Below are 10,401 nucleotides of genomic sequence, written 5' to 3' on the forward strand. Positions count from 1 at the left end.
TTTCGACTGCGCCGGAAGTGGGGCGAATTATAGACTTCCAGAATCTGCCGTCAACACCTAATTACGCTTTTCTATCAATCACTTGTAGAAAGCCGGAAACAGCCCGTTTCCCTCTATATCGGAGAGCAAAACCAATCCTTCTATATAGAAGGGATTCTCAGAGCACCCCAGCCTCTTTGAAAGCCGCCACGACCCCAGCATCCAGACCCAACACTCGCTGCAGAACCTCCAATGTGTGCTCACCCAATAAAGGGGGCGCATTGCGGTACTCCACAGGCGTTTCGGACAGACGAATCGGACTCGCCACCTGCGGCACCATCCCTGCCAGCACATGAGGCAACTCAATCGCCAACCCACGCGCCTTAACCTGAGGATCGGAAAACACCTGAGCCAGATCATTGATCGGGCCGCATGGCACGCCTGCTTGCTCAAGCTGCAGCACCCACTCAGCAGTCGTCTTGAACACCGTCGCCTGGCGTATGAGCGGAATCAACACCGCACGATTCGCCACCCGCAACTTGTTGGTCGCAAAACGTGGATCATCCGCCCACTGCGGCTGACCTGCTACTTCAGCAAACTTGCGAAACTGCCCGTCATTACCGACGGTGAGGATGAAGTCTCCATCCGCCGTAGGAAAGTCCTGATAAGGCACGATATTCGGATGAGCATTACCCAGGCGCGTCGGAGCATTACCTGTAGTCAGGTAATTCATTGCCTGGTTAGCCAGACAGGCCACCTGAACATCCAGCAGCGCCATATCAATATGCTGACCGCCGCCGTCGTGATCCCTATGAGCCAGTGCCGCCAGGATAGCCACCGTCGAGTAGAGACCGGTCAAGATGTCCGTCAGCGCCACGCCGACTTTTACCGGGCCAGCACCTTCGTCGCCTTCGGGACGCCCAGTCAGGCTCATCAGACCGCCAAGCCCCTGGATCATGAAGTCATAACCCGCGCGTTTGGCGTATGGGCCGGTCTGGCCAAAACCGGTAATCGAGCAATAGATCAGATTCGGATTGATCGCCTTTAGCGACTCATAGTCCAGCCCATAAGCCGCCAGACCACCCACCTTAAAGTTCTCGATGAGGATGTCCGACTTGGCCGCCAACTCACGCACCAGCTTTTGCCCCTCTGGGCGCGTGAAGTCGATGGTGACCGATTGCTTGTTACGATTGGCCGACAAGTAATAAGCAGCTTCGCTGGTGTTCTCGCCATAAGCGTCTTTAAGGAAGGGAGGCCCCCAGGCACGCGTGTCATCGCCATTGCCCGGTCGCTCGACCTTGATCACCTCGGCACCGAGGTCAGCAAGAATCTGTCCAGCCCAGGGCCCGGCCAGCACCCGCGATAAATCCAGTACCCGTAGATGCGAAAGCGCGCCCATGACCGTTCTCCTATTAATAGAACGCCTGGATGCCAGTCTGTGCACGACCGAGGATCAGTGCGTGGACGTCATGCGTACCTTCATAGGTATTCACCACTTCCAGGTTGACCAAATGGCGAGCCACACCGAACTCATCGGAAATACCGTTACCACCCAGCATGTCGCGCGCCATGCGAGCAATGTCCAGGGACTTGCCGCAGGAGTTGCGCTTCATCATCGAAGTGATCTCGACCGCCGCAGTACCCTCATCTTTCATACGACCCAGACGCAGGCAGCCTTGCAACGCCATCGTGATCTCGGTTTGCATGTCGGCCAGCTTCTTCTGGATCAGCTGAGTGGCGGCCAGTGGGCGTCCGAACTGCTGACGATCCAGGGTGTACTGGCGAGCGGTGTGCCAGCAGAACTCGGCAGCACCCAGCGCGCCCCAGGAAATGCCATAACGTGCCGAGTTGAGGCACGTAAAAGGACCTTTCAAACCACGGACATCCGGGAAGATGTTCTCTTCAGGGACAAACACGTTGTCCATGACGATCTCGCCGGTGATGGATGCACGCAGACCAACCTTGCCGTGAATCACAGGAGCACTCAGGCCTTTCCAACCCTTCTCTAAAACGAAGCCACGGATATCGCCAGCGTCGTCCTTACCCCAGACCACGAACACATCAGCGATCGGACTGTTGGTGATCCACATTTTGTTGCCGGTCAGGCTGTAGCCGCCTTCCACTTTGCGTGCACGAGTGATCATCGCGCCCGGGTCGGAACCGTGGTCAGGCTCGGTCAGACCGAAGCAGCCAATCCATTCGCCTGATGCCAGCTTCGGCAGATACTTCTGTTTCTGGGCTTCGGTACCGAATTCATTGATCGGCACCATCACCAGCGAAGACTGCACACTCATCATCGAGCGATAGCCGGAGTCGACACGCTCGACTTCACGGGCGATCAAGCCGTAGCTGACGTAGTTCAGGCCGCTGCCACCATACTGCTCGGGGATGGTCGCGCCCAGCAGGCCAACCTCACCCATCTCGCGGAAGATCGCTGGGTCGGTCTTTTCATGGCGGAAAGCTTCGAGAACACGCGGCGCAAGCTTCTGTTGAGCGAATTGCTCAGCGGTGTCGCGGATCATGCGTTCTTCTTCGGTGAGCTGTTGATCCAACAGCAGGGGATCGATCCAGTTGAAGCTAGCTTTACCACCCATGAGTGTGTCCTCTCGAATCGGGTCAAATAACGTGGACTGATCCTAGGCCGGGTTCGGCGTCACGGCAAACGAGGATTTTGCATACTGTTGTGCTAATTTCTCACTCCGTAACATCGCAGAATAGCTTTTATGCGATGTATTAGTGAGGTTGACGTACATGCGCAGGAAAATCCCCAGTACAACTGCCCTGATCAGCTTTGAAGCGGCAGCTCGCCACGAAAGCTTTACCAAGGCAGCCCAGGAGCTCTCGCTCACTCAGGGCGCAATTTGCCGACAGATCGCCAGTCTTGAGGAGTTCCTCAGCGTAGAACTGTTCCGACGCTCGCGACGCGGGGTCAAGCTGACGGAGGCCGGCCTTTCCTACAGCCGACGGGTAGCGACTCAACTGGATGCAGTTGAGCGGGACACGTTGTCAGTGATGGGTCAGCAAGGCGCCAACGTGATCGAACTGGCGGTGGTTCCAACCTTTGGCACTCAATGGCTGCTGCCACGACTCAAGGACTTTCAGCAAAAGCACCCGGAAGTGACGGTCAACCTCACCAACCGAACACGCCCCTTCCTGTTTGCCGACACCGACTTCGATGCCGCAATTTATTTTGGCGACGCGGACTGGTCGGGTACCGAATCCCACAGGCTGATGGGCGAAAATCCGATGCCGGTGTGTAGCCCCAATCTCTTGGGGAAAAGGGCAAATCTGTCTCCCGGCGAAATCGCCGAATTGCCCCTGTTGCAGCAGACCACCCGCCCTTATGCCTGGCGCCAGTGGTTCGACTCCCAGAACCTTAATATCCCACGAGACATGACAGGGCCGCGCTACGAGCTATTCTCCATGCTTGCCCAAGCAGCCATGCACGATATGGGAATAGCGCTGATTCCACCGTTCCTGATTCAACGCGAACTGGCCGAGAAGCGCTTGGTCATTGCCAACGCCCAGGCGCTATCAAGCATCAAGGCGTATTACCTGATGATTCCTGAGCGAAAGGTAGAATCGGCCTCTTTACGGGCATTTCGCGATTGGTTGGTCAACCAGGCACAGAGTTACAGCCTAGAAGGATAAAGGCTCAGCCTTATTAGCTGACCCCGTAGTCAGCAAAATTGAAGCACTACAGATATAAGTATTTGTCGCATATTCGAATACTGTACCGACAAGCAGTACAAACGTCCTAGAAGTGCCCGATTCCGTGGCCTTGAGCCTCTATTGGGAAGCAATAACGACTCATTCACCTGACCAATACGTAAATTCTTCAATTTTAAAGGAACCCTTACAAGGCACGGCCTGCAAGGAATTCAACCGGTTAGTTGCGACATTCGGTCACGGGGTGACTTGTAGTTAATTTTCCGTCACCCGTCATAATCCCTTGAAGGGCACTAAGTTCGCCTGCAAAATGCCGCGCCCCGCCCTGATTTGGCGGGATCGTGCTGATCGGCCGCCCCAGCCGCACCATCCGAAGTGCCTGGGTTTACTCACTAAGATCACGCAGGAGATTTGACGTGCACATTGGTGTTCCTCTCGAAACCCAGACGGGTGAAACACGGGTTGCTGCAACCCCGGAAACCATCAAGAAGCTGATCGGCCAGGGTCATAAGGTCACTGTGCAAAGCGGCGCCGGCATTAACGCCAGCGTTGTCGACAGTGCTTATGAAGCGGCAGGCGCAATGATTGGCAGCGCCAACGATGCGTTGGGTGCCGAGCTGATTCTCAAGGTGGTCGCCCCCAGCGACAGCGAACTGACGCTGATAAAAAGCGGCACCGTTGTGGTGGGCATGCTCAATCCGTTCAGCAATGAAACCATTGCCAAGCTGGCTGAGTGCGGCATTACCGCTTTCGCACTGGAGGCCGCGCCGCGCACCTCTCGGGCTCAAAGCCTGGATGTGCTGTCCTCCCAGGCCAACATCGCCGGTTATAAAGCCGTGTTGTTGGCTGCTCACCACTATCCTCGCTTCATGCCGATGTTGATGACCGCTGCGGGGACCGTGAAAGCGGCGCGCGTGCTGATTCTCGGCGCGGGTGTGGCCGGTTTGCAGGCGATCGCTACGGCGAAACGTCTGGGTGCAGTGATCGAAGCGTCTGACGTACGCCCTGCAGTAAAGGAGCAGATCGAGTCCCTCGGCGCCAAGTTCGTCGACGTGCCTTATGAGACCGATGAAGAGCGCGAATGCGCCGTTGGTGTCGGCGGTTACGCGCGACCAATGCCCGCCAGCTGGATGCAACGTCAGGCCCTGGCCGTGCACGAACGCGCCAAGCAGGCTGACATTGTCATCACCACCGCACTGATCCCGGGCCGTAAGGCGCCAACGTTGTTGAGCGCGGAGACCGTGGCGCAGATGAAGCCAGGCTCGGTGGTCATCGACCTCGCGGCAGCTCAGGGTGGTAACTGCCCGCTGACCGTGGCTGACCAGATCGTCGTCGAGAATGGCGTGACCATTTGCGGCCCGACCAACCTGGCCGGCGCAGTCGCGGCAGACGCTTCGGCCCTGTACGCGCGCAACCTGCTGGACTTCCTGAAGCTGGTCTTCAACAAAGAAGGCCAGTTCGAAGTAAACCTAGAAGACGACATCGTCGCCGCGTGCCTGATGTGCCGCGACGGCCAAGTCATCCGAAAAAACGCCTAAGCAGGGATTCAGACGATGGAAGAGCTTATCTCCCCCGGTATCTACAACCTGATCATCTTCGTGCTGGCGATTTATGTCGGTTATCACGTGGTCTGGAACGTTACACCTGCACTGCACACGCCTTTGATGGCGGTAACCAACGCAATCTCGGCGATTGTAATCGTCGGCGCCATGCTGGCCGCAGCTTTGACCGTGACGCCACTGGGCAAGACCATGGGCACCTTGGCCGTGGCTTTGGCGGCAGTGAACGTGTTTGGTGGCTTCCTGGTGACCCGCAGGATGCTTGATATGTTCAAGAAAAAAGCCCCGAAAGCAGTAAAAGAAGAGGCGTCCAAGTAATGAGCATGAATCTCGTCACGACGCTCTACTTGATCGCGTCGATCTGCTTCATCCAGGCCCTCAAAGGCCTGTCGCACCCGACGACGTCGCGGCGCGGCAACCTGTTCGGCATGCTCGGCATGGCGCTGGCAATCATCACGACTGTCGGTCTGGTCTACAAACTCGGCGCAGAACTCGCTACAGCGGGCATTGGCTACGTCATCGTCGGTCTGTTGGTCGGCGGCACCGCCGGTTCGATCATGGCCAAACGCGTTGAAATGACCAAGATGCCGGAACTGGTCGCCTTCATGCACAGCATGATCGGTCTGGCCGCAGTGTTCATCGCCATTGCGGCGGTGGTCGAGCCGCAATCCCTAGGCATCGTTAAGCAGTTGGGTGATTCGATTCCGGCCGGTAACCGCATGGAGCTGTTCCTTGGCGCAGCGATTGGTGCCATCACCTTCTCCGGTTCGGTAATTGCCTTCGGTAAGCTCTCGGGCAAGTACAAGTTCCGCCTGTTCCAGGGCGCACCGGTACAGTTCAGCGGCCAACACAAGTTGAACCTTGTGTTGGGCCTGGCGACGCTCGGCCTGGGCATCACCTTCATGCTGACCGGCAACCTCGGTGCTTTCGCCCTGATGTTGGCCCTGGCCTTCGTGATGGGCGTGCTTATCATCATCCCGATCGGTGGTGCCGACATGCCGGTGGTGGTGTCAATGCTCAACAGCTATTCCGGTTGGGCAGCCGCGGGCATCGGCTTCTCGCTGAACAACTCGATGCTGATCATCGCCGGTTCACTGGTGGGTTCGTCTGGTGCGATCCTCTCGTACATCATGTGCAAAGCGATGAACCGCTCGTTCTTCAACGTCCTGCTCGGCGGTTTCGGCGGTGCAACGGATACCGCAGGTCCAGCTGGCGCCAAGGAAGCTCGTCCGGTGAAATCCGGCTCGTCCGACGACGCCGCGTTCCTGCTGACCAACGCCGACACCGTGATCATCGTGCCGGGCTACGGCCTGGCGGTGGCACGTGCCCAGCACTCACTGATGGAACTGGCGGAGAAGTTGACTCACCGTGGTGTCACTGTGAAGTTTGCGATCCACCCGGTCGCCGGGCGGATGCCAGGGCACATGAACGTCCTGCTGGCCGAGGCCGAAGTACCTTACGAGCAAGTGTTCGAGATGGAAGACATCAACTCCGAGTTCGGTCAGACCGACGTGGTGTTGGTGCTTGGCGCCAACGACGTGGTCAACCCGGCGGCGAAGAACGATCCGAAATCGCCGATTGCCGGCATGCCGATCCTCGAAGCCTATAAAGCCAAGACCGTGATCGTCAACAAACGCTCGATGGCCAGCGGCTATGCCGGTCTGGACAACGAACTGTTCTATCTGGACAAAACCATGATGGTGTTTGGCGACGCCAAGAAAGTCATCGAAGACATGGTCAAAGCCGTCGACTAAAGACTGCTCCAGCGCAATACCCAAAACCCCGGCCTCTAGTAGGCTGGGGTTTTTTATTACCCGCTAAAAACCGACCAAAGGCTCTAAATCAGGGCTCTGCATTCGACCATGGTAGCGGGAGGAATTTTTTTTTAATCACTAGACTGCACACCTTGCTTTCGTTGCCCGAGATAACAATCCATGTACCGTGATCGTATTCGCTTGCCTTCGTTGTTGGATAAGGTGATGAGCGCCGCTGACGCTGCCGCTCTGATTCAGGACGGCATGACCGTCGGCATGAGTGGTTTCACTCGCGCCGGCGAAGCCAAAGCCGTGCCCCACGCACTGGCCGAACGCGCCAAAATCACCCCGCTGAAAATCACGCTGATGACCGGCGCCAGCCTGGGCAACGACCTCGATAAACAGCTCACCGAAGCCGGCGTATTGTCGCGACGCATGCCATTCCAGGTCGACAGCACCCTGCGCAAGGCCATTAACGCCGGCGAAGTGATGTTCATTGATCAGCACCTTTCGGAAACCGTTGAGCAATTGCGCAACCAGCAGCTCAAACTGCCAGACATCGCGGTGATTGAGGCCGTGGCCATCACCGAGCAGGGCCATATCGTGCCGACCACTTCGGTGGGTAATTCGGCCAGCTTCGCGATTTTCGCCAAACAGGTGATCGTCGAGATCAACCTGGCGCACAACCCAAATCTCGAAGGCCTGCACGACATCTATATCCCGACCTATCGGCCGACTCGCACCCCGATTCCGCTGGTCAAGGTTGATGATCGCATTGGCAGCACGGCCATCCCGATCCCGCCGGAAAAGATCGTCGCGATCGTGATCACCAATCAATCCGACTCGCCGTCCACCGTGTTGCCGCCAGACGTCGACACTCAGGCCATTGCCGACCACCTGATCGACTTCCTCAAGCAGGAAGTGGCCGCCGGGCGCATGACCAACAAGCTCGGCCCGCTGCAAGCCGGGATTGGCAACATCGCCAACTCGGTGATGTGTGGCCTGATCGACTCGCCGTTCGAAGACCTCACTATGTATTCGGAAGTGTTGCAGGATTCGACGTTCGATCTGATTGACGCCGGCAAGCTGAGTTTCGCTTCCGGCAGTTCGATCACCTTGTCAAGCCGTCGCAATACCGATGTTTTCGGCAACCTTGAGCGCTACAAGGACAAACTGGTGCTGCGCCCGCAAGAAATTTCCAACCACCCGGAAGTGGTACGTCGGCTCGGAATCATCGGCATCAACACGGCGCTTGAATTCGACCTGTATGGCAACGTCAACTCCACCCACATCTGCGGCACGCGGATGATGAACGGCATCGGCGGCTCGGGCGACTTTGCGCGCAACGCGCATTTGGCGATTTTCGTGACCAAGTCGATTGCCAAGGATGGCGCAATTTCCAGCGTGGTACCGATGGTCAGCCACGTCGATCACACTGAGCATGACGTTGACATCCTTGTCACGGAGATCGGTCTGGCGGACTTGCGTGGCCTGGCGCCGCGAGAGCGCGCTCGAGTCATCATCGATAACTGCGTGCACCCGGACTATCGCCAAGCCCTCGATGACTACTTCACAGCTGCTTGTGCACTCGGCGGGCACACGCCGCATATTCTGCGTGATGCCCTGAGCTGGCACATTAACCTTGAAGAAACCGGGCGAATGCTGGCGGTGTAATTGATACAGATGGCCGCTGACGTAAACACAGTTTCGTCAGCTTGCTGTTGCCAAGCAGAAATGCGTTTAAAACTGTACTGCTGTACCGGTCATTTCCTACCGAAATAACCCACCTTTTTCAGTAAAATCATCAGAAACGCACCATATTAGTGCTGACAAGTACAGTTACCTCAATTTAGACCAGTACACCACCCATTAACAGTTAACTGGTCCCTCACAATACAGGTGAACTGTATCTACAGAGACTGGCCAAACGAGAGGATCATTGGCATCAGTTAAACCACTACCTAATCCCGCCACAAGCGGAAGGATGTCAACCATGGAACGTACACTCAGTTCCGAGCTGTTTTTCGAAGACAACGCTGTAAAAACCCAGGCTTCCACGCCTCTTCGCGTTCTCGCCAACCTGATGTTGTGGCAGCGCCGCATCTCCAGCCGCCATCAACTGGCTCGTCTGGATTCGCGTCTGCTGGCTGATGCCGGGATTAGCGAAGCACAACGCTACGAAGAGCTGAGCAAGCCTTTCTGGCGCTAAGTTAGCGTCGCTGGCTCTGACCCACCGGGTCCACCGCCAGCATCCAAATTGAAAAAACAAAGCCCGTCGTGGGAAACCACGACGGGCTTTGTCGTTCTGGAGGATCAATTCAGGTCATACAGTGGAGGGATCTCTTAACAGGTACAGTTTTAGTATTCAACAAACTGAACCATTACAATTTCAGCATAGTGTGTCTGTTGCGGTAGGCAGGAAGGGATCACCCTGAAATCCCGAACTACCAGCAAAAGGACCGCGCCATGAATCACTTACTGGATGTTTCCATTTCCACGCCTCAATCAACGCCTCGCCCCCATTGGTTTCGTAGATTACTGAGGAGCTTCGCGAACAGCTTGGAAAGGGCCCGAACCCGGCGTTTACTGGGCCAACTCAATGACCGGCAGCTCTCAGACCTGTGCATCAGCCACGCGGATCGTCTCAACGAATTGGATAAACCGTTCTGGCGCTAGTTTCCCACTTGAACAGACGGGACTGTTCGAACCGATACTCACAGGACTAATATCCAAATAGAACGTGGCGAACGCTGCATGACTGGCGTCTGAATCAACAGACACTGCGCCACCTCTCAATCGGTTTTCCAAAGGAGTTTCACCATGTCCCGACTTCGTCTGCTCAGCGCTGCAGCCCTGCTTGCCGTGGCTGCCAATTCCCACGCCACCAGCTTTATCGTGACCACCGATGCCGTCGTCGGCGCGCTCAAGGCAACGTCCGATGCGACCTCCGATGTCACTTCTTCCTTTCGCGATGACAAAATCGTGCGCGCCGCCCGTGACGACGCCGCCAGCTTCGTTGCCAGCGAAGGCGCCATTCGTGGCGTGAAACTGGAAAGCGCACTTGACCATATTCGCCACCAGGCACCTCAGCTGAACGCGACTGATGCACAACTGGCGCAAGCCATACTGACTATCTAAGCGGCATCACTGACGTGGGACACGCCCGCCGTGTCCCAATGTTTCGACGCTGGCTCTAGACCGGGCGTTGCGCTAGCCTTGCGACTCGCCTTCAGCTATCGAGTCTCATGCGTTTTCTTTCACATCTATCGATCACTCCGGTTTTCGTGGCAGCCTTTTGGATGGGCTCGGTCCATGCCTTTGACCTGTCAACACAAGGCATTGTGGCTACCGGCTACGCCACAAGCATGGTGACCTCCGCCCCCTTCGACCCAGAGTGTGTCAAAACACCCAAGCAAACCCTTGCTATGATTCCCCAGGAT

At 56.7% G+C, this 10,401-nt stretch carries 10 protein-coding genes and 1 pseudogene; 9 read left to right on the forward strand and 2 right to left on the reverse strand.

Annotation, left to right across the window (positions count from 1 at the left end; genetic code table 11):
- Positions 1-157: 157 nt before the first annotated feature.
- Positions 158-1,378 (reverse strand): CaiB/BaiF CoA-transferase family protein, encoded by a 1,221-nt coding sequence (locus QK293_RS26965; protein WP_282383280.1) that lies wholly within the window; start codon positions 1,376-1,378, stop codon positions 158-160.
- A gap of 13 nt (positions 1,379-1,391) precedes the next feature.
- Positions 1,392-2,573 (reverse strand): acyl-CoA dehydrogenase, encoded by a 1,182-nt coding sequence (locus tag QK293_RS26970; RefSeq protein ID WP_282383283.1) that lies wholly within the window; start codon positions 2,571-2,573, stop codon positions 1,392-1,394.
- A 157-nt stretch (positions 2,574-2,730) separates the two neighbouring features.
- On the opposite strand from QK293_RS26970, the gene QK293_RS26975 reads away from it, so the two are divergent.
- From QK293_RS26975 to QK293_RS27015, 9 genes and pseudogenes are all read left to right on the forward strand, one after another.
- Positions 2,731-3,630, forward strand: a complete 900-nt coding sequence (locus QK293_RS26975) for a LysR family transcriptional regulator (protein WP_282383285.1) — start codon at positions 2,731-2,733, stop codon at positions 3,628-3,630.
- Positions 3,631-4,064: 434 nt separating this feature from the next.
- A complete protein-coding gene (locus QK293_RS26980) occupies positions 4,065-5,186 on the forward strand; it encodes a Re/Si-specific NAD(P)(+) transhydrogenase subunit alpha (RefSeq protein WP_282383287.1) in 1,122 nt (373 codons plus the stop codon).
- Between the two features lie 15 nt (positions 5,187-5,201).
- Positions 5,202-5,525, forward strand: coding sequence for an NAD(P) transhydrogenase subunit alpha (locus QK293_RS26985; protein WP_282383288.1), 324 nt, complete (start codon positions 5,202-5,204; stop codon positions 5,523-5,525).
- Positions 5,525-6,961 (forward strand): NAD(P)(+) transhydrogenase (Re/Si-specific) subunit beta, encoded by a 1,437-nt coding sequence (locus QK293_RS26990; protein ID WP_282383290.1) that lies wholly within the window; start codon positions 5,525-5,527, stop codon positions 6,959-6,961. Before QK293_RS26985 ends, QK293_RS26990 begins: the two co-directional genes overlap by 1 nt.
- A 180-nt stretch (positions 6,962-7,141) precedes the next feature.
- Entirely contained in the window at positions 7,142-8,635 is a 1,494-nt protein-coding gene (locus QK293_RS26995; RefSeq protein ID WP_282383292.1) for an acetyl-CoA hydrolase/transferase family protein, read from the forward strand.
- 319 nt (positions 8,636-8,954) lie between these two features.
- The gene (locus tag QK293_RS27000; protein ID WP_008154465.1) at positions 8,955-9,170 is read left to right on the forward strand and encodes a DUF1127 domain-containing protein; all 216 of its coding nucleotides are present in this window, start codon (positions 8,955-8,957) and stop codon (positions 9,168-9,170) included.
- 257 nt (positions 9,171-9,427) lie between these two features.
- Complete coding sequence (locus QK293_RS27005) at positions 9,428-9,637, forward strand: DUF1127 domain-containing protein (protein WP_282383295.1); 210 nt, start codon at positions 9,428-9,430, stop codon at positions 9,635-9,637.
- Positions 9,638-9,781: 144 nt separating this feature from the next.
- The gene (locus tag QK293_RS27010; protein WP_008044656.1) at positions 9,782-10,099 is read left to right on the forward strand and encodes a DUF2388 domain-containing protein; all 318 of its coding nucleotides are present in this window, start codon (positions 9,782-9,784) and stop codon (positions 10,097-10,099) included.
- Between the two features lie 107 nt (positions 10,100-10,206).
- Positions 10,207-10,401: pseudogene (locus tag QK293_RS27015) on the forward strand (Holliday junction resolvase); the annotation flags it as partial.

Origin of the sequence: Pseudomonas sp. AL03, from assembly GCF_029960815.1 — a bacterium.
Taxonomy (GTDB): Bacteria; Pseudomonadota; Gammaproteobacteria; order Pseudomonadales; family Pseudomonadaceae; genus Aquipseudomonas.